Origin of the sequence: Brevibacillus reuszeri (genome assembly GCF_001187725.1) — a bacterium.
GTDB lineage: Bacteria > Bacillota > Bacilli > Brevibacillales > Brevibacillaceae > Brevibacillus > Brevibacillus reuszeri.
Genome location: NZ_LGIQ01000009.1, coordinates 1,679,609 through 1,703,483 on the forward strand (window position 1 = coordinate 1,679,609; position 23,875 = coordinate 1,703,483).

The following is a 23,875-nucleotide window of genomic DNA, read 5'->3' on the forward strand; positions in this document are numbered from 1 at the left end:
AGGACACCAGTTTATGGTGTCCTTTCTTCTGTTTTCAGCAGTGACTGTGAAGGGAGTCTCGTGGCTGCTGCCAGACCGAGAAGTACGGTTAAAACCTGAAGCAGCAAAGCAATCGTAATGCTGAACGACTGCGAAAAGCCGAGGGTAGTCATGACTGTGATAATCGCACCGCCAAGTCCAATGCCAATCGCTGGGGTGAAGGTATCTGCAACCGAAATTTCTGCCGAAACCTTCCCTTCCTCACCCGGCTTGGCAAGGGAAAATGCAATGGCGCCACTTGTCGGGTGCGCCAAACCGATCCCGAAGCCCATGATGATCTGACTGATAATGGCAAGTGTCACGCTCATAAGCGTGTTTGGAATGAATGCCAGCGGTGCAGAGAGGGCAACACCGATCATCATGATGGAAAGACCAGTCACTACGCGCTTTTTTCGACCTGCTCCAAGATCTGCTGTATCCCGCTTTGCCTGGACATTGGCTGCTACCGACCAGCTGATTGCTGCGGAGGCGACTGCGAGACCAGCTTTGTCAGCAGACAGCCCTAAAACAGATGTCAGACCAAGAACCAGGTACGTTTGTGTACCATAATAGGCGGCAACGAACAGACCACGAGAAGCGATGATTGCGGGCAGGCCTGCACGTGCGACGAGCGTTCCCTGTGGCATCAGCTTATAAAGCGGAAAGCCCAAGATGAATAAGCCCGCAATAGATAAGAAAATTCCATAGAAAGTAGGGATTTCGCCAAGCCCAAACAGGAAGACGCCTGTTCCCAAAGCCAGAAAAAAAGGAAGAAATAGATTGCGGCTGCTCCCTGCTCCTCCTGCTGCCTTCATGCCCTTGAATGAAGGCGTGGTTAAAATCGCTGAGAGAATAACGAAAGGGAGAATCAACCAGAAAACATAACGCCAAGACAATTGTTCGGCAATTAAACCAGCAATATAAGGTCCGAAAAGTCCTGGAAGAATATAAGCACTGGAAAAGACGGCAAGGATTTGTGGACGTAGGGAATCGGGGTAACGCAGGGTAATGATCGTATACACACAATTGATCAAAGCCCCAGCACCGAATCCTTGCAAAATGCGCCCAATGAGCAAAATAGGCATGTTAGGTGCGATAGCGGCGACCACAATCCCGACGGCAAAAAGCAGAATCATCGTAATAAAAGGCTGAGCTGGCCCTTTTTTATCGACCAGTTGTCCTGTGATGACAGTACCAATAAGCTGGGCTAACAAATAGGCACTAAAGATCCAGCCATAAAGATTCGCTCCCTGTAATTCTTTAGAGAGGCCGGGGGCGATGGTGGTAACGGCCAATCCTTCGAAAGCAGTGGCAGTTACGACCAGAACGATCCCGATTGTCAAAGCGCGAAAATTGGCGCCCCAAATCGATTCCTTGTTCATCAATAACACTCCTTTGCGAAAAAAGTTGTACTTTATACAGTTGCTATAGCAACTAATAAGGCAAAAAAATATAGTTGCTAAATACACTGTTGCTATAGCAACTAATTATACAGAAAAAATGCTCCCGCACAATGGTTTCATTTTATAAATTTTTGACGTTCTCATAAATGATATTCAATGTTTTTCGAAACTGGATGACTTCTTCTTCTGTCAGACCAGCAATCGTCTTCTGGTAGGCTTCAATGGATGGAGGAAGGAGTTCATCTTTTAAAAGGCGTCCTTTTTCCGTCAAATAAACATGCAAAGAACGACGATCATTTGGGTCCGTCACGCGATGGATAAGCCCTCTTTCTTCCATGGTGAAAAGCATACGCGCGATATTTGTTTTATCTTTGTAGGTACGCTCTGCTAGCTCATTTTGCGACAGCCCCTCTTCCTCCCACAAGACGACGAGAACCATCCATTGATCAATGGTGATATTGTAGGGCTTTACTACTTTTTGATAATAGTTGTTCAGCTTTAAATCGGTTCGTTTCACAATCACGCCAATATACTCGTTTAATTTCATGAAATGACCTCTCTTGTTTAAAGTCGATTCCTGCAACTGTTGATAAGACAACTATAAGGAACGTCCATTTCCGTGTCAATTTGTTCGAAACGACGGTCAAGAATGAAACAAGCAAAATTGTCCAAAATAACAACGGGATCTAATATGAAAGGAGAAGGATACAATGACAGGAAAGTTTATGAAGTCCATATTGATCGTATTGTGTCTGGCCTTGCTTGGCTCGCCACTTTCTGTGCAAGCAAAAGAAGGGAGCGGGGATCCGCCCCAGCAGCAACAAGGCATAAAGCCAAAGGAAATCAAGCTCCAAGGTGATATGCGAAGAGCTTGGCTCGATCATGTGATTTGGACAAGAGCTTATATTGTAAGTGCTTTGGCAGGGCTGAAGGATCAGGACAAGGTGCTCGCCAGGTTAATGAAAAATCAAGAGGATATTGGAAACATTTTCAAGCCGTATTATGGTGAGGAAGCGAGTAATAAGCTGACTGCCCTATTAAAGGAACAGATTAGCATTGCAGGGAAAATTGTAGAAGCTACGAAAAAGAACAGGCAAGCCGATCTCAAGAAATACAATGCCGAGTGGCACAAAAATGCTGATGATATCGCTAAATTTTTGAGCAGTGCAAATCCGAATTGGACAGAACAGGAATTGAAAGATCTGCTGCATACGCATCTGGAATTGCTTACAGAAATGATTCAGGCACGGGCGAAAAAGGATTGGGATGGGGATATCGCAGCTTTTGATAAAGGCGAGGACCATATCATTACGCTGGCAGATGTTTTGACTGAGGGGATTATCAAGCAATTTCCAAACCAGTTTTAATCGCTTGCAGTAGCGAGCGCCCATAAGCGGGAAAAGGCATGGATATCGAGTCCATGCCTTTTTCATTCCTATGGCAATCAATGATGCTCCTTCAAGCTGTTTACAGGCACATCTTGTTCGTTTTCGGGTTCACCGATTGGATAGATTCTCGCCATATCCGTAGCTTCGTCCACATGCTGAATATAGATGGGCAAGCCGTTGCACGTTACATTTGCCATGACAGGGGAAGTGGCAATCTCTTTCGCGCGTTCATTTGTCATTTGAGAGACCTCCTGTGTAATGGATAACGGCTATAATATGTACCCTGTGCCAACCGCCTATTCGATTGATAAAGAACGAAAAAGCAGGCCAGCACCTGAAAGGTAAGGTACTGGCGCTTTTGCTCTATTTCAACAGTCGCTTGATGATTTCGTCGGTCACAGAGGGAACGACCTCTGTAGAATAAGCAATCTCCATTCGTTCAAAGCGGTTATGCGCATCGTATCCGTAGGGTCCGATGTTGATGCAGGGTACGTTGATATCACGGATATCCCGATAGTCTACATAATGCTTGCTACCCCAGCTCGGATTGTTTTCTTCGATGGCCAGAATGCCCTCCTCATCATCAGACAAGGCTACACAGCTCATGTCACAGACATATGGGAAGAAATTGCGGGTTACGATCGGATGCGGGTAGTGTGGCTGGACTGCTTCCACTGCCTCCTCCAGTGCAGTAATCAGGTTTTGCTCCCGCTCATCCTTGCCAACGAGCTCTATGCGAGGCGAATAAAGCGAGGAATAGAACAGTATAATGGCCGGGTTTCTGTCTTTCGTCCACTTGACTTCTTCTTCAACGACGCGCGCTGAGAACATCCGTACATCCAGACTCTTGTCTTGCAAAAGCTGCTCTTTGAACTGCCTCATGTGTGAGAGGAAGGCATCGCCGTGCTCTGCAACCAGCTCTTTTTTCATGTCCTCGTAAATCAAAACGCGTGTCTTCCAAGGGAGCGGAGTCCAGGCTTGACCGCTCTTTTCGCAAAAGCGGCGATGACGGTCACGCAGCAGCGTCAGGGCGTTTTCAAAAGCGATCTCGGCTTGTTCCTTTAACATGCCGAGAACCTGCTTCGGCGACCAGGTATGAATGAAAAAATTGTAGTAAACGTAGGCAGACAGTGCCGTTTGGATTGTGTAGGTCGGTTTGAAATCGGTCTGCTTCAAGGAAACGGGCGGAACAGGGGTCTCCCCATACGCTTCGTCACACAGATCAGGATTGTAGCTGATTTGTCGTGTCAGCTCAGCAGCAATAAAGTTGGGATCGAGACCCTCAAAGGCAGAGCCTGCATGTGTTTCGTAGCCGGTGATATAAAAGGATGGCAGCAGCTTGCCTACGGTACCTTTGTAAATATAGCGATTCGGGTCCCCATCGTAACGCGGAGCGACGAAGTCAGAGTTAATGAGCGCAATGTACTCGAAGCCGTGCTCCTCCCGCCATTTTTTCAGATCCTTCAGGGAAGAAAGTACGCCGTGCGAGCTGTCCTCCTCGTCGCACTCGGCCAGAAGTAGCAAGTTTCCCGCCAGCTCTTCCGGATGCTCGGAATAGTATTGCAACAAAAAGACGTGGCTGGCTACGCCGCTTTTCATATCGAGCACACCGCGACCGAAATGCCAGTCACCAGACTCTAGCTGCTGTTTGACCAGCTCAGGCAGCGGTTCTTCTTTCAGCGCTTCCATGAGAGAAGCAGGGTAGCACGCTTTGTCCTTTAAGTGGTTGTAATCGTCGATGCCCACTGTATCAGTGTGGCCCATTAAAATGACGGTTTTACTGCTAGGCTGCTTGGTGCCTTTGACAAACGCAAGCACGTTGTAGCGTTCTATCTCGTCATTTACGGTTCGCGAAATGATCAATTGGTCGGGATTTTGCTGAAAGTAAGGGAATGATTTCAGATGCTCGTAAAGATGAGTAGCGACAACGATTTCACCCTTCGTGTTGACCACGCTTTCTATTTCAACCAGGTCATCGGTTAGTTTTATGATTGCGTCACGGCTTTGTAGCATAGTATCCACCTCGTTTGGTTTATAGGATTTGTTGGAGGAATCGTCTTGTCCGATCGTGCTGCGGGTTGGAAAAGAGAACGCTTGGATGGGCAGCTTCTACCATTTCTCCGTCAGCGAGCATGATGACGCGGTCCGCTACTTCGCGAGCAAAGCCCATCTCATGCGTAACGACGACCATCGTCATACCTTCACGCGCCAAATCCTTCATCGTCGCCAGCACCTCTCCCACAAGCTCAGGATCGAGAGCAGAGGTAGGCTCGTCAAACAGCATGACGTCTGGTTCGAGTGCGAGAGCTCGTGCAATCGCCACCCGTTGCTTCTGTCCACCAGAGAGCTGCTCCGGGTAGACATGCGCTTTGTCCGTGAGCCCTACACGGGCCAACAGCTGCATGGCTTTTTCTGTTGCTTCGGCCTTCGTTTTTCTTTTTACATGGACCGGGGCTTCGATTACATTTTCCAGAACAGTCATATGGGGAAATAGATTAAAATGCTGAAATACCATCCCTACGTGTTCGCGCACCTTGTTCAGATCCGTGTGTTTCACATCAATCACTTGATTGTTGATCTCGATTTCACCTGAGTCCTTCATTTCGAGGAAGTTCAGGCAGCGCAGCAGCGTGCTTTTTCCTGAGCCGCTTGCCCCGATCAGTACCACTACTTCTGATTTTTTAATCTCCAGCGAGATGTTTTTTAACACCTGCAGACTACCGAATGACTTTGCAAGATTACGTACCTTGATCATGCTGCCACCTCTTTATGCTTGCGAGGAGGGAGGGGAGTTTTGCTTGTATCGAGCCGCTTTTCCAATCGATTCAAAATAAACGAGAAAATAGCGACGAGCGCCAGATAGTAAAGCCCGACGACAAAATACGTTTCAAAGGGCATGAAGTTGTCTGCTTGGGCGGACAGTGCCCGGTTAAACAGCTCGGTCACGGCGATGTAGGCAACGAGTGAAGAATCCTTCAAGCCGATGATAAATTGGTTGCCCAAAGGCGGGATTGCACACTTGAACGCCTGCGGCAGGACAATTCGCCGCATCGCCAAGCCATAAGGCATTCCGAGGGAACGCGCCGCTTCCATCTGACCGCGATCAATCGACTGGATTGCTCCCCGAAAGATTTCCGCAATATAAGCTCCAGAGTGGATGCCTAGCGCGAGAGCTCCCGCAGTAAAGTCAGAGAGTACGATGACACTGGAAATGCCGTAATAGAGGAACATGAGCTGCACGATCAGTGGCATGCCTCGTACGACGAAAATATATGCATCTGCCAGTTTTTGTAAAATAAATACGCCGGATACTTTGAAAAAGGCAAAGACAAGTCCAATGACGGATGCCATGACGAGAGAAACAGCCGTCAGAGAAACGGTGACCCAGGCCGCCTCAAGAAATGCTTTTCCGTGATGCATGATAATGTCCGTGATATTCGTGAAAAAATCCATCGTTGACATACCCCCGTAGCAAGTATGGAAGGTGCGCCAGAAATCCCGGCGCACCAGCTATAACAAACGTGTTACTTCAACAGGTTTGCACCAAACCATTTCATGCTGATTTGCTCATACGTGCCGTCGTCGATCATGGATTTGATGGCTTCATTGATTTTTTTGGTCAAAACAGGATTGTCTTTGGTCACGGCAATAGCGATGTTCTCTTTGTTTAATACCTCGTCGATGGGCTTGATTTTCAGCCCTTGGTTTTTAATCGCGGAAGTACCAACGACGCGGTCCGTGATGACAGCAGCGACACGTCCTGGAACCAGATCCTGCAAGGCGTAAATATCTGTTGGGTAGCCTTTTACTTTTTCCTTGTCGGTCAATGTTTCCGCCACTTCTTTGTGCGTGCTTGCTTGTACGACGCCGATGATTTGACCTTTTAAGTCATCTCTGGATTTGATCGTGTCGTTTGATTCAGCGATGAAAATTTGGCCGCCGGAGATGTAGTAGGGCTCGGTGAAGTCTACCTGCTTGGCTCGTTCTTCGGTATGGGTCATACTGCCGATGATGGCATCGTACTTGTTTCCTTTCAGCCCTTGGAGGATGGTCTCCCATGGATTTGTTACCGGGTTTGCTGCAAGGCCGATGCGTTTGGCTATCTCATTGCCGATTTCTACATCGAATCCGGTCAGTACATTATTTTCGTCCTTGTAGTTGAGCGGTTTTAGCAAGCCGCTCATCGCAAACGTCAGCTTTCCTTCATGTACGAGCTTCATTTTCTCTTCAGCAGCAGGCTGCGCAGGCGTGGAACCGGCATTTGTGGAAGCGCTTGCATCAGCTGGCGTTGTTTGTAGTGTATTGCTATTTGTTGACGGAGCTGCATTCGACCCGCAGCCAGCTAGAAGTGAGAGCACGAGCGAGCCTACCAGCAGTGCAACAGGAAACAATCTTTGTTTTTTCATACGAGAATCCCCCAGACAGATATGGAATAATAAACGCCTTGCTTGGTTTGCCTGTGCTGCGTATGAAAGAGGAGAGGGCTTTTGCGTGCCCTCTTCTCGAATCACTTGTGCCAGTGCTACTCATTCATCGCAGTTTTTTTCAGGTAGGCTCTCCAGGTGATAGCCCACTGCTCGGGATCATCGAGTACCGACTCTTCGACGCGGTGGCCTGTGCTGTTGTGTGGGGCTGTTTTTACGATTTCGGGCGTTTGGTATGCTTCCTCCGAAATGTGCGTGAGAGCCGCAATGTATTCGTCCAGCTCCGCTTTGGAGTACGACTCGGTCGGCTCCAGCGTGAACGGCTCGGGAATAACATAAGGGTGATGACTGGTCCAGTAGTGGTGCGCAAAATCGCTCATGCGGCGCTGAACATCGTATGTGTTGACCCCGGTTTCGTCTTTTAGCTGCTGCCAGCTGTAGCGCACCTGCTCGAGACGGCGGCCTTGTATATACGGGGCGCTTGCTCCGCGAATTTGCAAGATTTTATGATACAAATAATTGTTGTTGAGGCACGCGATCTGGGCAACTTCTGTAAGGCCCTCTGCGCCCAGCGCACGAATCCACGCGTATGCACGCAGGACTGCTGGTGGAACCCCGTAAAAGCTCCGCACCTTGCCGATGGAGTTTTTCAGCTCGCGGCGGTAGAAGTACTTGTCTCCATCAAAGTCGACCAATGGACTAGGGAGGTACTCTTCCAATGCTTTTGTAACCCCGATGGCACCAGTCGCTGGACCTCCGCAGGCATGCGGAATGGAGAAGGTTTTGTGGAGGTTAAAGAAGCACATGTCAAAGCCCGCTTCCAGTGCACGTGTAATACCTAAAAGTCCGTTGGCATTCGCCTGATCGTAGCAGCAAAGTCCGCCCGCAGCGTGCACCACATCCGTAAACTCCTTGATCCGGGAATTGTAGATGCCGGTATCCTCGGGATTCGCAACGGCAAAGGCGGCTGTTCGCTCCGATACGAGTCCTTTTAATGCTTCCAGGTCAGGGTAGCCGTTTTCGTCCACAGGTACATAAATGATCTTGAACCCTTTGACCGCGGCTGTCGCTGCTTGGGACGGATGGGAAAAGTGGGTAGTGATGAATTCGTTGCGCTGCGCTCCTTCGCCACGTGCTTCATGATATTTGCGGACGATGGAGGCTTGGGTGAACAAAGCTTGTGTGCCACTGCCCGGTTGAAACGAAAATTTGTCCATGCCTGATATTTCGCGCAGGAATAGATCGAGCTTGTAAGTCATTTCCAGCATGCCTTGTACAGTGGATTCATCCTGCAGCGGATGTAGCTCTGCCATTTTCGGCGAGCGGGCAAAGCGCTCGTTGATTTTCGGGGAGTATTTCATCGTGCAGGTGCCTTGCCCCATCTCCACGTTGAAATCTGCGCCCAGCACCTCCTGCGAGAGGCGAGAGTAGTGGCGAATGACACGAAACTGACTGATTTGAGGGAGATTCGGGCGCTTTTTGCGACGCAGCCCATCTGGTAATTGCGATACACCATCGCCTACGATAGCAGTGATTTCACGTTCTACGGGCGGTACTTCTACACCGCGTTCGCCGGGCTGGCTTAGCTCAAAAATGACGGGCTCATCCCATTTTGCTTGATGGAAGCGTCTTACTTTATGGTCTCTTGGTATCCGTTTCATCTCGTCGATCGTCTCCTTCGCTGATTTGTGGTGTTTACACTTTTTGAACGTATAAGAATTTATAAGCGAGACGCTTATAAATTTTGGAGCGCATGACAAGGTGCCTCAGCGTCCGCATCCGGCATAACTTCGGTAAAACTTTCCGCTAAACGCGGTCGCTCCTCATTGAAGAAGCATCGATAGAGGTTTTCCTAACTTGCATGACACTCTGGATGGCTTCTGTTAGCTTGTCGATGTCCTCTTGGGTGTGCACTTCGGTTACGCAATACAGTGCGCATTGTCCCAGCTCAGGGAAGTGTCCGGTCAAATCGACTCCTCCGAAGATGCCTTGGGCAAGCAGAGCTGCATTGATTTCTTTTACCGTTTTGCCTGTTTGCGTAAAGTCGACGACAAACTCTTTGAAAAATGGAGCAGAGAATTTGATAGCGACTCCTGGAATAGTTGAAAGCTGTTTCGCTGCATATTGGGAGCGCTGCATAATGCCTTGCCCTACTTCTTCCATGCCATCTGGTCCCATCGTAGCGAGGTAAACGCCTGCGGTTATGCCCCACAGCGCCGTTTGCGTGCCGACGGATTCCTTGCCGTTCTCTCGTTTGGCAAAGGAGGTGCGGTCGTAAGCCACATCCCCGAAGCCATATTCCCCTTCGACGACGGTCGGTGCAATTCCGAAGAGACGGGACGGATATTCCATGACGTAGATAGGGTCATCATGTGTAGCGATAAAGCCGGATTGTCCCCCGCCATAATGCATGTGCACGCCTAGAGGCTGCAAATCGCCGCAAACGATATCCGCTCCGTAATTAGCCGGTGCTTCCATGACGCCGAGCGAGATGGGATCTACACCAACAACACAAATGGCGCCAGCAGCATGGGCCAGATCAGCGATTCGCTGACCATTTGCTTCCACGGATCCGAGGAACGTCGGGTTTTCAAAGTAGACGGCAGCTGTGTTGGCACTGAGCTTGGCTTTCAGATCACCAAGGTCCAGAGCGCCTGTTTCGTTTTCAAAATCAACCAGCGTAACGGTTAGATCGGGAGACATATAGTTTTTGATAATCAAAAGCTTGTCAGGGTTAATGTTTTTGGGAATGAGCAGCTCGGTGCGCTTGTTGATGCGAGCGGCCATGCGTAGTGCGGTGGATGCTGCCTGTGCCCAGTCAAATGTCGGAACATTTACCACATCCATGTCTACGAGCTCTGCAACCAAGCTCTGGTATTCAAACAGTGCCTGGAAACGGCCCTTATCCTCGTATGGCTCCCCTGCATAGGCTGTCAAAAATTCCGCTCGTGAATTGATCTCATCACATACGACAGGAATGAAGTGTGGCCAGCAGCCAGCACCGAGGAAGCTGATATTTTCTTTGGTCGTTTGATTTTTGTTCATGAGCGAGTTTACGTGGCGATCCAGCTCATATTCGGTGAGTGCCGGCGGAATGTTCATCTTCTCTTGCAGGCGCAGCTCTTGGGGAATATCCGCAAAAATATCCTCGATGCTGGAAAAGCCGATTTCACGCAGCATTTGTTCCTTTACTTCGGGAGCAGAATTGGGAATATAGGGGTGTGCAAAACGTTTTACACTCATCTTTTCGTACCCTCCACCTGTTATTTATTCGAAAAATTCAGACATAAAAATCATTGGGAAATGCTAGGCCAGTCCTCCGCCATCAACGACTAGAACGGAACCGGTTACCCAAGCGGACAGGTCACTGGCAAAGAACAGAACGGCATTGGCGATGTCCTGCGGCGTACCAAGACGCTCCAAGGGACGACCCTGTGCGGATGACACGAGGAACGCGCTTTCCTCTTTGTTTAGTTGACGGGCTTCCTCACGCAATAGTGGTGTATCCGTATCGCCAGGCGAGACGCAGTTAACACGAATATTTTCAGGGCCGTGATCGATTGCCATGGCACGTGTCAGATTGACAACACCGGCTTTTGCTGCACAGTAAGCTGCTGCTTTGTCGCCGCCTTTGATTCCCCAGCCAGAGCCTGTATTGATAATGCTGCCGCCACCCGACTTAGTCATGATGGGAATCACATATTTGGAGAGGTTGTACGCACCTTTCAGGGACACGTTTATCACCAGGTCCCAATCCTGCTCTTCCAGCTCTACCACCGTTTTGCGGCGAATGACGCCCGCGTTATTAAACAGGATATCGATACGGCCGTAGGCTTCCTCGATGGCTTCCGTCACTTGGCGGCATTCTTCCTGTGATACGACATTACATTTGAAAAATCGTGCGGCACCACCTAGATCTTGTATACGGCGAGCAGCTGTTTCACCAAGCTCCTCGTTAATATCAAGCAGCATGACGTTTGCGCCAAATTCGGCCAATCGCTTTGCTGTCGCAAATCCGATTCCAGAAGCGCCACCTGTGATTAAAGCTACCTTTCCTTCTAATTTGAACAGGTCATTGGTATGTAGCAAGTAGGATCATTCCCTTCGTGAAATGAATCTTTTTGTGATGGTGCTGCTTTGCTTTTTTATGAATGCAAGCCCTGTGCCAAAGCATTCACATCTCGCCCGGAAGCTGTTGGATTACGTGATCATGCAACTAAATCGCAGTTTTATAGGTCCCTTTTTGGAGAAGGAATCGCGCAGTTATTGCCAATTTTGTCAAAGTGTTTGTCTGTTTTGGCAAGCCAGTAGCCACTTTTTCGAAAATCATTGACAGCATTGGCAAAATGTTTGTCAGATGTCAAAATATTTAATAAACTCTAAAGGAACGATGCGGAAAGGATGGGTTTCCATGGTCTCGTTGGAACGATGCAAGCCAGCTATCGAAAAAGTCATCACGGGCATCTCGGATATACTGAACGTGGATGCTGCTGTGATCAACGAGCGTGGCTTATTAGTGGTGAGCACGGAGCGGTATCTGAAGCAGAAAGGGGAAAACGTACATATCCCGTCTATCGAGTTCGTCTTGTCACGGGGAGATTTTCTGGTTGATAAACCAGGCTCCATGGAGATGTGCGTTGGATGCAGGTTCCTGGAAAGCTGTCCAGCCAAAGTGGAGCTGCTTTCTTCCATAAAGGTAGCGAATCATGCTATTGGCGTTGTCTCGCTTACATCGTTTACAAAGGAAGGGCAACATCGTCTCTCGAAGCATACCGAAAAATATCAGCAAATTTTGACCAAAGTGAGCGGAATGATTACGACAATCATTCAAACCCAGACAGGGAAGCTCGAGCCGTACCATCCATACGACCAGCTGCTGGAAGGAGTGCTCGATACTGTATCAGATGCCTACCTCACCTTTGATCGAAGCGGCAATGTCGTACACGCCAATGCAAGTGCCCGTTCACTTTTAGCACAAAAAGACCTGCTGCCAGCAGATATCTCCCAGATGTTTATGCCATCGTTGTCCTCTCTGTCCACGCAGTCCATGCCTGTCGCGAACTGTCTGATTGATAAACTGAATGCACCGGTAGAAGCGACACCGATTATGGTTAATGATCAGTTCATTGGAGGTGCGCTGCGTGTTACCAGTGAATGGCTAGCGACCTCTATGCGGCAGACGAAGCAGTCAAAGGGAAGCCTGGAACAGATTGTAGGCAAGAGCCACGCTATCAGGCAGCTAAAGGAAAAGGCCGGGCGAATAAAAAACAGCAGCTCTACCGTACTCATTACGGGTGCAACGGGAACCGGCAAGGGACATCTGGCGAAAGCGATCCACGAAGCCAGTACCCGTGCTTACTATCCGTTTGTTGCGATTAACTGTGCAAGCATTCCGGAGAGCTTGTTCGAGAGTGAATTGTTTGGGCATGAGGAGGGCGCGTTTACGGGAGCAAAAAAGGGGGGCAAGCCGGGACGTTTTGAAATGGCCAACAACGGTACGCTTTTCCTGGACGAGATGGGGGATATGCCTCTACCCTTACAAGCAAAGCTGTTACGGGTGTTGCAGGATATGGTGATCGAACGGGTTGGCGGTACTCGCTCAATCCCGATCAACGTCCGGATCATCGCTGCGACTAATCAAAATCTGGAGGAGCTGATCGAGCAGAAAGCTTTTCGGGCGGATCTGTTTTACCGATTGAATGTCATTCCGATCCATGTCCCAGCACTTGCCGAGCGAAAGGAAGATATCGAGCTGCTTGCTTTGTCGTATTTGCAAACATGCAGAGAAAAAACAGGGCGAACCTTTGCTGGTATCGCTCCGAAAACGATGGAGATATTGGCCTCTTACCATTGGCCGGGTAATGTGAGGGAGCTGGAGAATGTCATCGAGTACGCGATGAATATGGAGACGGGAACCACGATTACCCCAGACAGCTTGCCACCGCGGTTACTGTCAGGAACGGTCAGTGCCTCCAGTGGATCAGCTATCAGGGAACGCATAGCGGATGTACAGGCGGATGCCATTCGTGCATCTTTGCAGAGACATGGTTCGGATTTGAAGGGGAAGATGGAGGTGGCTAGTGAGCTTGGGATAGGCATTCGAACCTTGTATCGAAAGCTAAAGGCATTAGGTATTTCGTGAACAGAAGGAACGGGATCGTTGTATGTAAAAAGGACAGCCGGAGCATGGGCTGTCCTTTTTCTGCTTGCAAAAAGAGTATTTAAAAAGCTAATTGCTTGCGGCTGTGTCTGCTAACACTGCTAGAGGATCGACAGCCGTACCATCTTTTAGCAATTCAAAATAGAGGTGGGGGCCAGTGCTCTGCCCGGTACTTCCCAACAAGCCGATAATCTGTCCCTGTGATACAGTGGCACCTGGAGCGACCTCCAGTTTTTCCAAATGAGAATATACGCTCTGATAGCCGCCGTCATGTGACACGATGACCTGATTGCCTGCTTTTCTATCGTAATCTGCAGCGATGACGGTGCCAGCCGCGGCTGCATGAACAGGGGTGTTCAGGGCATTGATGATCATAATCCCTTTCGCTTTCGGGGAGCTGTTGATCGTTCCCTCTACTGGTGCGATAAAGGCTGGCTGTTTGCCGAAGACCTGCTTGGCATCAGTCAAGGTGAATACACCAAGCGCCAAAACAACGATGATCCCGGAAGCGGTCCACGTGTATGCTTTCTTTTTAAAGTTGCTAATCATTTCGATTCTCCTTTTCAAATGGTTTCGTGAGCTGGAAAAGCTGGCAGTGAGCGCAGTAGTCCTTTGCCCGCTGCATTGCTCCAGCAGCTTAATCATGGTAAACCCGTATTTTTGTACCTCTGCCTCTTTCATGTAGGTAAGGGCCAAAGCGTCACAGGCAATTTCCTGATCCCGGCGCATACGGGATGCCGCATACCAGAGCAGCGGGTTGAACCAGTTGAGGATAAGCAAAAAGCTCATCAGGCTGTTTACTGTGATGTCGTGTCTTTTCCAATGAGATAATTCGTGGAGGAAAATATGGCGTAGCTCTTGCTCGTCCAATGTATCGATGAGTCGATCCGGCAGCAAAATGCACGGCCGCCAGATTCCTGCCAGGGTGGGACTCGACACGAGCTTGCTCCTCTGTAAAGGCAGCTTTTCAGTAATGCCCATCTGCTCCTTGCAGCGAGCAAAAATGAGAAGAACATGAGGATTACACACGAGCGGCTCTTTCTCTAGCGTGGAGCTTACTTTGTACATGGTGTGAATCGTTTTTGTCAGGAGCGCGATCACCCCAACAAGCCAAATGACAGAAAGCACGCTGAACCAGGAGATGATGGTGTCCGTTGACTGGACAGCATCCAGTGGGAGAGCTGACTCGCTATGGAAAGCTGCTCCTGTCGCTTCTGTGTAGCCCGTCATCTGATAAGGGGAGGCTGTTTCCTGATCGGCCCCCAAGCGAAAGGAAGGCAGCCAATTATACAAGCTGATGGAGCTATCTGGCGACCATGGAATAGCCAATTTCATGATCAGTAGAGACCAGACTGCATAGTGCCATCTCGCGGTTAGATGCTTTTTGCCAGCAAGCTTACACAGCAAAATGAGGATGACGAGGATACTGGCCTGCAGTGAATTGGTAAGCGCCCAGGAAAAAGAATGCGTGAGAAAATGATGGAGTGTCTCTATCACATTACTTCTCCTTGTCTGTCAGGATTTTCTTTAGCTCTGCAATCTCCTGGGAGGAAAGCTTTTCCTCCTGTAAAAAGTGCACGAGCATTGGCTTAAGAGCCCCACCGTACACGCGTTGCAAAAAGGACTCACGTTCTGTCCGTTTACATTCCTCTTCGCTGATCGTGGGGGTATAGAAATAGACGCGATTGACTTGCTCGTAGGTAAGAATCCCTTTTTGCAGCAAGCGGCTGATCAATGTTTTGATCGTTTTGTCTTTCCAGCTCTTGTTGTCTCGCAAAGCATGGATGACATCAGCGGCCGTAGCGGGTGACTTTGCCCAAAAGACCTTCATGATTTCCCACTCGGAATCCGAGATGCGCGGGAGCTCGTCCAAAATGATATACCTCCTTTGATTGACGATTACAGTTGTAGTCGTTGATGTTTTTAAGATTACAGTCGTAATCGTTAGTTGTCAACCATGTTCTTACAAAAATACAAAAAGCCCTCAGCTGAGGGAGTACCTTCACTGAGGGGAAAAGTATCAAACTAGCGTGCGAGTAGCATCTGCTATTCTACTGCCGAAAATCCGTATTTCGCATATGCCTCCGTACAAGGCTGACCGCCAGAGAGTTCAAATGTTCCCTCTGACAAATTCATGACGATGGAGAACACCGTGCTGGAAATCATTGGGCGACCGAGGTCTACAGGCTGCGTTTCTCCATGTCTGCAAATGCCGTCCGGATATGCGCCGTGATCGGAAAAGATATGCTTGAATGCCGTTGTATCCACGCCATTCCCATAACGGGCTAGCAGCTTGCTCGCACGCCCTTGGCGCAAGTGACTGTCAGGAGACATGATTCTGGCGGTATCCTCGATCAAGATACTGCGCGGTCCGATAAAATGATTCGCATGGACGAGCCAGCCGTTGTCCGGATAGAGCACGTCGTAGTTGCTCGGGGTTGTCTCTACATCTACGACCTCGCCTTCTTTATGGGCGATCAAATAGTTGGCAGAGGTACCGCGAGTGAGGCGGGCGACTTGTCCGATTGCTTGTGGCAGTGTGTGACTGTTGAGAATGCCGCGAAGCACAATATGAATCGGTACCCCCATCTGGCGCTCGGTTGTCCCGAGGAAGTTCAGGCAAACACCGACCCCCGCACTGTTCATGCCGATTTTGCCGACAATTCCTGCCTCTGTTACCATCAAGATCGTGGGGCGGGGAGCCTGATCGATTTCGAGCACAATCATTCCCGGCTTGATCCGATTGTTCCAGTCCCAGTTTTGACCGAGCAGCATCTCTTGACCGGTCGTGATCTCTGGAACAGCCGCCATACTGGTGCAGCCATCTGCAGGGACGTCCTTGCCTGCCAGATTCGTAATAATTTCACTGCGGGCATTGAGCACGATCAGATCAAGCAGGTCGAGCTCGGCTCCATGGCTGATGCCTCTGATTTCCTCCAATATTTCGGCATCGTAGCGCTCAATCCAGGAGATATACTGGGCAGAATGAGCGCGTGCTGCGTCCCATTTCACTTTGGCCATTTCCCAGAAAAGAACCTTGTACGTTTCGATGTTGTGAATGATCTGTTGTTTGGCGAGCCTGCCTAATTGCTGTCCGCGCTCAAAAGCAGTACCGCTGATACGAAAGTGTGGAAATGACATGCTGATAACCTCCATGTTTCACTGTATGGTTTAGCCATGCTGGGTGGTGATCGACTCTTTTTGAACCAGAGTTTTATTTGTTGCCATCGTGACAAGCATTGCGACTACTATGTTCAAAATGAGTGCGATAAAGCCGGTATTAAAATCCTTTACGACTTGCGGGAGATCAGGGAACAAGGTAGCGAGCGTCGTCTTGGTGATAGTCAAATACACGACGGTGGAAACGCCGACAATAATTCCCCAGGAGGCTCCGTATTTGTTGATCCGATTTTTCGGAAGGAGGCTGAGTAGAAGAGCCGGGAACAGCTGGGTAATCAGGCTAAACGACATCAATAGTAGAGCATACAACGCGTTTCCGCCGTTGATGACAAAATAAAGGGCGATGAATGCCACGACAGGCACAGTCAGTTTCGCTACTTTGGCCACACGAACCTCATTGGTCGTTTTGGTGAGCGGCTTGTAAATGTTTGTCGCAAACAGTGTCCCGATCGTGAGCAAAATGACCGATGTCGGAACCAATGCCGTCAGGAGTCCAACTCCGCCGATCACCCCAATGAACCATGGATCAAAGGTTTGGATCGAGAGGCGCAGCAAGGCCAAGTCGCCATCTGCTCCTTGCAAGCCGGGAACCTGCAGGATCGCGGTATACCCGACAAAAAAGACGAAGATCAGCAGCAAGGTGTAGAGCGGCATCACGATGGTATTGCGACGGAATACTTTTTCACTTTTGGCTGACAGCGCCGCTGCGAACAAACCGGGCTGCATGTAGAAGCCAACCGCTGTCAAAAGCACTGTCGAAATGACCCAGCTAAGGCTCTGTCCTTTTTCCGGGAGGGTCAGGTGAGCGGGTTTGGCAGCTTGTACGGCTTCAAACATCGGCTGGAAGCCACCGTAGTAGTGATAAGGCAAATACAAACCAAGGAAAACGACGACAAGCACGATCGAAATATCCTTGATTACAGCCGTCCAGACAGCGCCATGAATCCCGGAAATCATCACATATACAGTCACAGCGATGGTTCCAATCCAAACAGCAAGGATCGGTGAGATCATCCCGTAGGAGGTTTCTGAAACGATGATTCCCAGCCCTTTCAATTGCAGAACCACGACCGGAACGGAAGCGATGATCCCAACGACAGAAACCAGCATACCGAGCGACGAGCTCTGATATTTGCTGCGGAAAAAGTCAGAGATTGAGACAATCGAATGCTCTTTGGCATACCGCCAGATCGGAGGCAGCAGATAGTAGGAAAATACATAGGCCAAGGTCATGTACGCGAGCACGTAATAAGCAGGGGAGCCGACCTGATAGATCATCCCGCTCCCACCTAAAAAGGTGAACGTCGTAAAAAATTCCCCAGCGAGCAAAAGGAACACGAAAACGGTTCCAAAACCGCGACCGCCAACAGCCCATTGCTCCAAACTCATTTTCTTGCCAAGACTAGCGCGAACGGCCAGCAGGATGGCGACAACCAGAAAGGCAAACGTAATTAGCATTGAAATATTCATCAGATGTCCTCCTTCTGATTCGCCGGATCAATTGCATTGATGATGGCCATCACGACTGATGTCAGAACGACCCACAGTACAATCCAAAACAGTAAAAATGGCATCCCAAGCACATAAGGGGTCGCTTTATTGGCAAAAGGCATCCCCCCAAGCATCCCGATAAAAGGAATAAGTCCCAAAACATGAATCCGATTCATCATCAGCCCTCCTTTATGTTTTTTTGCTTGCCTCACAAAGCCCTTAAAGCAAAAAGAATGCCAACAGTGAAAATACCGTCACAGAGGTGACTTCACCATTGGCATTGGGAAAAAACGATCCAAATATAAATCACTGCATGTTTTTGTGATCCATTTTTGGATCGTTTGTATATTTGACTTCATATTGCTTCATTTTTCGTACAAAGGTAGGCTGGCTCATTTGCAGGGCGCGCGCAGCTTTTCGCGTTGATTTATGCAAGGCGAGAGCTCGTTTCATCCCTTGAAACTCGAACAGCTCAACTTCTTCAGCAAACGTCTTGGGAATGATTCTGCCGAGATTGCCAAACAGCTCTCTGGGCAAATGATCGGGCAATATTTCACCGTTGGAACAGGAAATCGCCATTCGTTCCATGACATTGATCAATTCCCGGATGTTGCCCGGCCAGTCGTACTGACAAAGCACATGAATGGCTTCCTGGGCGATTTGAATTTGGATCGCATTCTTTTCCTGGTAGCGTTGCAGAAAATGCTCGATGAAAAATGGAATCTCTTCTTTTCGTTCACGCAGCGGAGGAATCAGGATCGGATAAACCTGGAGCCGGTAGTACAAGTCTTTGCGGAAAGTCTTTTGCTCGACCATTTCCTCTAAATCCTGATTGGTTGCAGCGATAATGCGGACATCGGAACGGATTGTTTTGACGCCGCCGACCCTGCGAAACTCTTGCTCCTCCAAAACACGCAGCAATTTTACCTGCAAATCCAGAGGCATGTCCCCGATCTCGTCCAGAAAAAGTGTGCCCTTATCGGCAAGCTCAAAAAAGCCTGGCTTCCCCTCTTTGTTCGCTCCGGTGAACGCTCCCGTCTCATAACCAAAAAACTCGCTTTCCATCAAGGAGGCAGGGATGGCTCCACAATTCACCTTGATAAAAGCTCCCTTTGCCCGCTTGCTTCGGTGGTGGATGTACTTGGCGATTACTTCCTTGCCGACTCCAGATTCGCCACGCAGCATCACAGGAGAGTTTACGGAGGCGACCTTGGTCGCAGCTTCTTTTACATGCAGCATGGCTTTACTGTAGATGACCAGCCCGTTTTCATGCTCCTGCTGCTGCTTCAAATTTTTGATCTCTTCCAGATAATTCTGATTCATCTGCTCGGCACGGCTCAAATGCTGCTTCAGTTCATTCAGCTCTGTCATGTCACGGACGCAATTCACGACGAACTCGATTTCGTTTTGCTCATTAAACATAGGCATCCCGGTAGTCATATACTCTTTGTACCCTGAATCAGATGTGGAGCGTTGCATGATCGTTACCGGGCGCTTTTCCTCAAGTACCCGCATCGTGCTGGATTCGTTGGAATGAAGCCTGATTCCGACTGTACTGCGTATATCCTTGCCGATCAGCTCATCTGCTGTTTTTCCTGCTATTTTCAGATAGGCCTTGTTTACTTTGACAATCATTCCGTCCTTGTCGGTGATAATGACGCCATCGAAGAATAACTCCAGGAGACTGTCTAGGTTGTTTAGGGCAAACATATGGATGATCCCCCTTTCTAGCAGGTAGACGCTAAATGCCACTAGTATAGCATGTTAGAATGAGAAAAAAACAAAGGCAGGGATGAAGCATGAATCTCGCTGAGCAGTTTGGCCATATCGATATCTACTTGCTTGATCAGTTGGTAAAGGGACGTATTACGCAGGATATGCGCATTCTTGATGCCGGCTGTGGCAGCGGGCGCAACCTGGTCTATTTTTTGCGCAATGGTTATACGGTGTTCGCGGTAGATCGCTCGGAGGACGCGATACATGCGGTTCGGAACCTTGGAGCGACGCTTGCGCCAGGGTGGTCCGATGAGCAGGCGCGTGTAGAGGCGGTTGAGCGCATGAGCTTTGCCGCGGAGAGCTTTGACTTTGTTATCAGCAACGCGGTCTTGCATTTTGCCGAGGACAAGGCACATTTTCTGCAAATGATCGAGGAGCTGTGGCGGGTTCTGGCACCAGGTGGAATGATGTTTATTCGTTTGGCTTCATCGATTGGTATAGAAGATAGGATCAAGCCGCTAGGCAATCAAAGATACTTGCTGCCGGACGGAAGTACCCGTTTTCTAATGGACGAAGAAATGATGCTGGAGACTACGGCGGCACTCAAAGGTACGCTGTTTGAGCCGATTAAAACGGTAAATGTTGCTGGGCAGCGTTGTATGAGTACGTGGTGCTTGAAAAAACCCGTCACCTGAGAGAGGGATGGGACGGGCTAGCGTATCCTTTGTTCCTTTAAAAATCTCGCAGTTCATTAAAGACTGCAAACAGTCTTTTCACGTCAACTTCAAGACCTACCTCAGCCGCTTTCTCATTGACAGGCTCCAGCAGCTCGTCTAGCACGACATAAATTTCTTCCCGTTCGACCGTTTCAATAAAACCGGTTCGCTTGTCCAGCTTGTTAAAGGTCTCCGTGAACTCTTTGACCAACAGGCTGAGTGCTTCATGTAGTTTTTCATTCGTCCACGTAACGCTGACTTCCTGTTCGATGACGGAGAATTCTGTGAGCATCTTTTTGTACAACGCCATGGCTTTTTTGTAAGTCGCAGCGGAAATATTTTCGCGTCCATCCCAGTCCCGGAAAGGATTTTCAAGATTACTGGCTAACCAGTCCTGTTTGCGCGGCTTCGTAAGTGGACATATTGAGTCCTTTGACCGTTTCTTTTTTGTACCGTGTCTTGATTGACTTCGCCGCTTCGACTGGCAAGCTGTCCATCCAGAGAGCAGTCAGGTGCGGGAGCTGGTCGGGATTGGGGAACTCATCAGGAGAGAAGCCAAAGATGTCTTGTGTACTAAAAAGGCGAAGCTGTGCAAGCTGTGAGGTACTGTTCATATTGGCAATCGTGCCTGGTTTTCCCGATAGGCGCAGCTCCCGGAGACCAGGGTAGCTTTGAACGATGGGCAGCAGATCTACGTGTGTTACTTTATGAAGACTCAATGCTCCGAGCTGTTCCAGGCCGCAGTGAAGTGGTGGCGAATCCACAAAAGTGACAGTGAGCCAGCGTCCCGCCTCCTCTGCTCCAATGTGCAGGTTGGGAGATAGTTCGCCCCATAAGGAAAGCTGGTTCAGTTCTTTATTAAGCGTAATCGATTCTACGCCTTCAGCATTGAGATGGAGTCGCTTCAGATTCGTATCGCGCAGGTCGAGGGACCGCCTCGATGGATTGTCCAAATGCAGCTCATTCACAAATGGGTTGCTGCGGATATACGCGATGAGAGGATCAGATGCCTCGGCGGTGTGAATTCTGGTCAGGCATGGAAGCTTGGCAAGCTCAGAGAGATCATGGATTTGGCGCATGGTCTGCTGGTGGATCACGATAGTGGATCGGCGGATCGTCTCGCCGCCAATCTGAACGAGTGTATCGTCCTTTGCAGCTTCTTTAAATTGCTGGCGTTTGTCTGCGGGGATTTGATTCCACTGCCATTGGCGGTAAAAGCTACCTCCGACGTGCCAGGTGCCGTATGACTTGGACTTCTCCGTAATGAGCGGGGGCAGATTTCCGATCCATATATAGCCTTTCGGGATCGTCGCTTCTACATAAATGTGATCCAGTTTGTTGTTCCAGAAAAAGAAATCGCAATAGAGGGGCTTCATCTGACGCAGCTCGGCTTCATCCGGCAGCGTCTCTCCTGCCCAGTCCAGCTCGACAATGCTGATCAATGACTGTGATTTTTTGGAAGCTGCATCCGGTATGGAGGTGACCTGGCAGGCAGCATACTTTTGCATTTGTTCTACAAAAACGCAGTAAATGTCTCCGACAGATATACTCATTCAACCATCCTTTCATCGGTGTCGATGGTGATCCTATTGGCTATTTTACCTAATCGCTTCGGATGAGTTGGTTATTTTTTCAAAATGACATGAATTGTTTTCGTTTTCGTTACATTAGAAATGACGTTTGATCACATACGTAGTCTACTGGTTGTCGGTGTTGGGCGATTCTCCTATAATGAAGAAAATATGTTCATAGAAGCGATGGGGATACACAAGCAGTTATGTGTCCCTTTTTTAGATAGGTAGCCCGAAGCACGATCCTTGACGCAGGAGGGAGGCAGCAGGATGAAGAGCAATGAGAGCCAGGATAAATGGATGAGCCGTGTATTGGAAGGGATCATCGACACCTCTCGCGACCACCTATTGATTACCGATGGAGAAGGGTATATTCAGCTGGTCGGTGATTCCTGCTACGAGATGTACGGTTTGGAAAAAGAGCAGCTACTGGGCAGAAACGTCATACAGCTCGAAAAAGAAAAGATATTCTCTCCCTCTGTGACACGTAAAGTAATCGAGGCGAGGACACCACAAACGACGATGCAGGACATCCCCGGCGGGAAAAAGCTGATGGTGACGGCCTATCCCGTATGGAACGATGACGGCTCCCTGCATTCGGTCATTAGCTATTCGCATGATTTGACCGAGATTATGGAGCTGAAGCATCGTTATGAAAGCTTGACGGAACAGCTAAAGCAATTTGAAACCGAGATCGAGGAGCTGCGGGAAAAAAACAACGAGGGCTTCGTAGCTGTCAGTCAGCCGATGCAAGTCATTGAGAGATTGATCAAAAAGGTTGCGGTGGTCGATTCCACGGTGTTGATTCTGGGGGAGTCCGGAGTCGGAAAAAACGTCATCGCCAAAGAAATACACCGCCATAGTCGACGTGCGGGCGGTCAGTTCGTAGAGATAAACTGTGGCTCGATCCCCGAGGGCTTGCTGGAGTCAGAGCTGTTTGGCTATGAAGCGGGGTCTTTTACGGGAGCAGGGAAAAACGGAAAGCCCGGCATTATCGAGCTGGCGAATCAAGGGACACTTCTCTTAGACGAGCTGGGAGAGCTGCCACTGCCGCTGCAAGCAAAGCTTTTAAAGGTCATTCAGGAAAAACGGCTGCAGCGAGTGGGCAGTATGCAGTATCGCGATGTTGATTTTCGCCTGATTGCTGCCACCAATCGCGATCTGGAGAAGATGGTGAAGGAAGGCAAGTTCAGACAGGACCTGTATTTTCGCTTGAATGTCGTACCCATTCAGGTGCCAGCGCTTCGCAACAGACCAGAGGATACCGCTGCCCTGATCAAGCTCGTCATACGCACACTTAACGAGCGGTACGGGATGGATAAACGGTTAGATCCCCCGGCAACACATGCTTTGATGCACTATTCCTGGCCAGGAAATGTGAGGGAGCTGGAAAATGTGTTGGAGCGGATGGTTGTAACGGCTGACGAGGATATCATTACAACACAGCAGCTGCCGGTCGAAATCAGTGTAGCAGGGGAAGAGCAAGCGATGCTGGAGCCGGGAATCGCTTCGATATCATTGAAGGAAGCGCTGGAGCAGGTCGAGGAAAAATGGATGCGTTATGCGGCAGAGCGCTGTCGGACTACCGCCGAAATGGCACAGCTTTTAGGGATCAGTCAGCCATCGGTCGTGAGGAAGCTGCAAAAATATCAGGTCAGGTCTATTTAATTCAAAAAGTAATATTTAATTCAAAAATGAATCGAGGTTTCCTGTGCTTTTGATTCATTTTTGAATTTTTAGGGCAAAACAGTATCCTGAAAAGCAAATAAAATCAGGCTTTTTCAGTTGGCACGGGTATTGCTATATTT

General features: G+C 49.2%; 22 protein-coding genes. 4 read left to right on the plus strand and 18 right to left on the minus strand.

Going from position 1 to position 23,875, the window contains the following annotated elements:
• Positions 1-11: 11 nt before the first annotated feature.
• Both ADS79_RS22395 and ADS79_RS22400 read right to left on the minus strand, forming a co-directional pair.
• On the minus strand, positions 12-1,400 hold the full coding sequence (locus ADS79_RS22395; RefSeq protein ID WP_049740565.1) for an MFS transporter: 1,389 nt from the start codon (positions 1,398-1,400) through the stop codon (positions 12-14).
• 142 nt (positions 1,401-1,542) lie between these two features.
• On the minus strand, positions 1,543-1,968 hold the full coding sequence (locus ADS79_RS22400; protein ID WP_049740566.1) for a MarR family winged helix-turn-helix transcriptional regulator: 426 nt from the start codon (positions 1,966-1,968) through the stop codon (positions 1,543-1,545).
• Positions 1,969-2,131: 163 nt separating this feature from the next.
• Between ADS79_RS22400 and ADS79_RS22405 the strand changes: the two genes are divergently transcribed.
• Positions 2,132-2,788, plus strand: coding sequence for a hypothetical protein (locus ADS79_RS22405; RefSeq protein WP_049740567.1), 657 nt, complete (start codon positions 2,132-2,134; stop codon positions 2,786-2,788).
• A 77-nt stretch (positions 2,789-2,865) separates the two neighbouring features.
• On the opposite strand, the gene ADS79_RS22410 is transcribed toward ADS79_RS22405, so the two are convergent.
• From ADS79_RS22410 to ADS79_RS22445, 8 genes are all read right to left on the minus strand, one after another.
• Positions 2,866-3,048 carry a small acid-soluble spore protein H gene (locus ADS79_RS22410; RefSeq protein ID WP_049740568.1) on the minus strand — a complete coding sequence of 61 codons (183 nt, stop codon included), beginning with the start codon at positions 3,046-3,048 and terminating at the stop codon, positions 2,866-2,868.
• A 124-nt stretch (positions 3,049-3,172) separates the two neighbouring features.
• Positions 3,173-4,822, minus strand: coding sequence for a M20/M25/M40 family metallo-hydrolase (locus ADS79_RS22415; protein WP_049740569.1), 1,650 nt, complete (start codon positions 4,820-4,822; stop codon positions 3,173-3,175).
• 19 nt (positions 4,823-4,841) lie between these two features.
• On the minus strand, positions 4,842-5,564 hold the full coding sequence (locus tag ADS79_RS22420) for an amino acid ABC transporter ATP-binding protein (RefSeq protein WP_049740570.1): 723 nt from the start codon (positions 5,562-5,564) through the stop codon (positions 4,842-4,844).
• On the minus strand, positions 5,561-6,262 hold the full coding sequence (locus ADS79_RS22425; protein WP_049740571.1) for an amino acid ABC transporter permease: 702 nt from the start codon (positions 6,260-6,262) through the stop codon (positions 5,561-5,563). The genes ADS79_RS22420 and ADS79_RS22425 overlap by 4 nt, the downstream gene beginning before the upstream one ends.
• Before the next feature lie 71 nt (positions 6,263-6,333).
• Positions 6,334-7,215: an ABC transporter substrate-binding protein gene (locus ADS79_RS22430; RefSeq protein WP_049740572.1), complete on the minus strand. Its 882-nt coding sequence runs from the start codon at positions 7,213-7,215 to the stop codon at positions 6,334-6,336.
• 116 nt (positions 7,216-7,331) lie between these two features.
• A complete protein-coding gene (gene gcvPB / locus ADS79_RS22435) occupies positions 7,332-8,894 on the minus strand; it encodes an aminomethyl-transferring glycine dehydrogenase subunit GcvPB (protein WP_049740573.1) in 1,563 nt (520 codons plus the stop codon).
• Positions 8,895-9,039: 145 nt separating this feature from the next.
• Positions 9,040-10,476: an aminomethyl-transferring glycine dehydrogenase subunit GcvPA gene (gene gcvPA, locus ADS79_RS22440; protein ID WP_049740574.1), complete on the minus strand. Its 1,437-nt coding sequence runs from the start codon at positions 10,474-10,476 to the stop codon at positions 9,040-9,042.
• 63 nt (positions 10,477-10,539) lie between these two features.
• Positions 10,540-11,322 carry an SDR family NAD(P)-dependent oxidoreductase gene (locus ADS79_RS22445; protein WP_049740575.1) on the minus strand — a complete coding sequence of 261 codons (783 nt, stop codon included), beginning with the start codon at positions 11,320-11,322 and terminating at the stop codon, positions 10,540-10,542.
• A gap of 322 nt (positions 11,323-11,644) precedes the next feature.
• Between ADS79_RS22445 and ADS79_RS22450 the strand changes: the two genes are divergently transcribed.
• Positions 11,645-13,375 carry a sigma-54 interaction domain-containing protein gene (locus tag ADS79_RS22450; protein WP_049740576.1) on the plus strand — a complete coding sequence of 577 codons (1,731 nt, stop codon included), beginning with the start codon at positions 11,645-11,647 and terminating at the stop codon, positions 13,373-13,375.
• An 87-nt stretch (positions 13,376-13,462) separates the two neighbouring features.
• On the opposite strand, the gene ADS79_RS22455 is transcribed toward ADS79_RS22450, so the two are convergent.
• The 6 genes from ADS79_RS22455 to ADS79_RS22480 all read right to left on the minus strand — a co-directional run bounded on the left by ADS79_RS22455 (position 13,463) and on the right by ADS79_RS22480 (position 19,774).
• Positions 13,463-14,890: a M56 family metallopeptidase gene (locus ADS79_RS22455; RefSeq protein WP_141260849.1), complete on the minus strand. Its 1,428-nt coding sequence runs from the start codon at positions 14,888-14,890 to the stop codon at positions 13,463-13,465.
• 1 nt (position 14,891) lies between these two features.
• Positions 14,892-15,266, minus strand: a complete 375-nt coding sequence (locus ADS79_RS22460; protein ID WP_049740577.1) for a BlaI/MecI/CopY family transcriptional regulator — start codon at positions 15,264-15,266, stop codon at positions 14,892-14,894.
• Positions 15,267-15,439: 173 nt separating this feature from the next.
• The gene (locus tag ADS79_RS22465; RefSeq protein ID WP_049740578.1) at positions 15,440-16,534 is read right to left on the minus strand and encodes a C45 family autoproteolytic acyltransferase/hydrolase; all 1,095 of its coding nucleotides are present in this window, start codon (positions 16,532-16,534) and stop codon (positions 15,440-15,442) included.
• A gap of 30 nt (positions 16,535-16,564) precedes the next feature.
• Positions 16,565-18,043, minus strand: coding sequence for a sodium:solute symporter family protein (locus ADS79_RS22470; RefSeq protein WP_049740579.1), 1,479 nt, complete (start codon positions 18,041-18,043; stop codon positions 16,565-16,567).
• On the minus strand, positions 18,043-18,240 hold the full coding sequence (locus tag ADS79_RS22475) for a DUF3311 domain-containing protein (protein WP_049740580.1): 198 nt from the start codon (positions 18,238-18,240) through the stop codon (positions 18,043-18,045). Before ADS79_RS22475 ends, ADS79_RS22470 begins: the two co-directional genes overlap by 1 nt.
• 130 nt (positions 18,241-18,370) lie before the next feature.
• A complete protein-coding gene (locus ADS79_RS22480; protein ID WP_049740581.1) occupies positions 18,371-19,774 on the minus strand; it encodes a sigma-54 interaction domain-containing protein in 1,404 nt (467 codons plus the stop codon).
• Between the two features lie 89 nt (positions 19,775-19,863).
• Here ADS79_RS22480 and ADS79_RS22485 point away from each other — a divergent pair, with 89 nt between their 5' ends.
• On the plus strand, positions 19,864-20,475 hold the full coding sequence (locus ADS79_RS22485; protein ID WP_049740582.1) for a class I SAM-dependent methyltransferase: 612 nt from the start codon (positions 19,864-19,866) through the stop codon (positions 20,473-20,475).
• A gap of 37 nt (positions 20,476-20,512) precedes the next feature.
• Here ADS79_RS22485 and ADS79_RS36260 read toward each other — a convergent pair whose 3' ends face one another.
• Positions 20,513-20,800: a hypothetical protein gene (locus tag ADS79_RS36260; RefSeq protein WP_236700058.1), complete on the minus strand. Its 288-nt coding sequence runs from the start codon at positions 20,798-20,800 to the stop codon at positions 20,513-20,515.
• A 73-nt stretch (positions 20,801-20,873) separates the two neighbouring features.
• Positions 20,874-22,049 carry a hypothetical protein gene (locus ADS79_RS22490; RefSeq protein ID WP_236700059.1) on the minus strand — a complete coding sequence of 392 codons (1,176 nt, stop codon included), beginning with the start codon at positions 22,047-22,049 and terminating at the stop codon, positions 20,874-20,876.
• A gap of 288 nt (positions 22,050-22,337) precedes the next feature.
• On the opposite strand from ADS79_RS22490, the gene ADS79_RS22495 reads away from it, so the two are divergent.
• Positions 22,338-23,735 (plus strand): sigma-54 interaction domain-containing protein, encoded by a 1,398-nt coding sequence (locus ADS79_RS22495; RefSeq protein ID WP_049740583.1) that lies wholly within the window; start codon positions 22,338-22,340, stop codon positions 23,733-23,735.
• Positions 23,736-23,875 lie beyond the last annotated feature (140 nt).

Bases quoted from the DNA above. Each gene is read 5' to 3' on its own strand.
- ADS79_RS22480 (WP_049740581.1), bottom strand. From the start codon at position 19,774: ATGTTTGCCCTAAACAACCTAGACAGTCTCCTGGAGTTATTCTTCGAT.
- ADS79_RS22410 (WP_049740568.1), bottom strand. From the start codon at position 3,048: ATGACAAATGAACGCGCGAAAGAGATTGCCACTTCCCCTGTCATGGCA.
- ADS79_RS22420 (WP_049740570.1), bottom strand. From the start codon at position 5,564: ATGATCAAGGTACGTAATCTTGCAAAGTCATTCGGTAGTCTGCAGGTG.
- ADS79_RS22415 (WP_049740569.1), bottom strand. From the start codon at position 4,822: ATGCTACAAAGCCGTGACGCAATCATAAAACTAACCGATGACCTGGTT.
- gcvPA (WP_049740574.1), bottom strand. From the start codon at position 10,476: ATGAGTGTAAAACGTTTTGCACACCCCTATATTCCCAATTCTGCTCCC.
- ADS79_RS22470 (WP_049740579.1), bottom strand. From the start codon at position 18,043: ATGAATATTTCAATGCTAATTACGTTTGCCTTTCTGGTTGTCGCCATC.
- ADS79_RS22485 (WP_049740582.1), top strand. From the start codon at position 19,864: ATGAATCTCGCTGAGCAGTTTGGCCATATCGATATCTACTTGCTTGAT.
- ADS79_RS22475 (WP_049740580.1), bottom strand. From the start codon at position 18,240: ATGAATCGGATTCATGTTTTGGGACTTATTCCTTTTATCGGGATGCTT.
- ADS79_RS22465 (WP_049740578.1), bottom strand. From the start codon at position 16,534: ATGTCATTTCCACACTTTCGTATCAGCGGTACTGCTTTTGAGCGCGGA.
- ADS79_RS22395 (WP_049740565.1), bottom strand. From the start codon at position 1,400: ATGAACAAGGAATCGATTTGGGGCGCCAATTTTCGCGCTTTGACAATC.
- ADS79_RS22450 (WP_049740576.1), top strand. From the start codon at position 11,645: ATGGTCTCGTTGGAACGATGCAAGCCAGCTATCGAAAAAGTCATCACG.
- ADS79_RS22495 (WP_049740583.1), top strand. From the start codon at position 22,338: ATGAAGAGCAATGAGAGCCAGGATAAATGGATGAGCCGTGTATTGGAA.
- ADS79_RS22430 (WP_049740572.1), bottom strand. From the start codon at position 7,215: ATGAAAAAACAAAGATTGTTTCCTGTTGCACTGCTGGTAGGCTCGCTC.
- ADS79_RS22490 (WP_236700059.1), bottom strand. From the start codon at position 22,049: ATGAGTATATCTGTCGGAGACATTTACTGCGTTTTTGTAGAACAAATG.
- ADS79_RS22405 (WP_049740567.1), top strand. From the start codon at position 2,132: ATGACAGGAAAGTTTATGAAGTCCATATTGATCGTATTGTGTCTGGCC.
- ADS79_RS22425 (WP_049740571.1), bottom strand. From the start codon at position 6,262: ATGGATTTTTTCACGAATATCACGGACATTATCATGCATCACGGAAAA.
- ADS79_RS22400 (WP_049740566.1), bottom strand. From the start codon at position 1,968: ATGAAATTAAACGAGTATATTGGCGTGATTGTGAAACGAACCGATTTA.
- gcvPB (WP_049740573.1), bottom strand. From the start codon at position 8,894: ATGAAACGGATACCAAGAGACCATAAAGTAAGACGCTTCCATCAAGCA.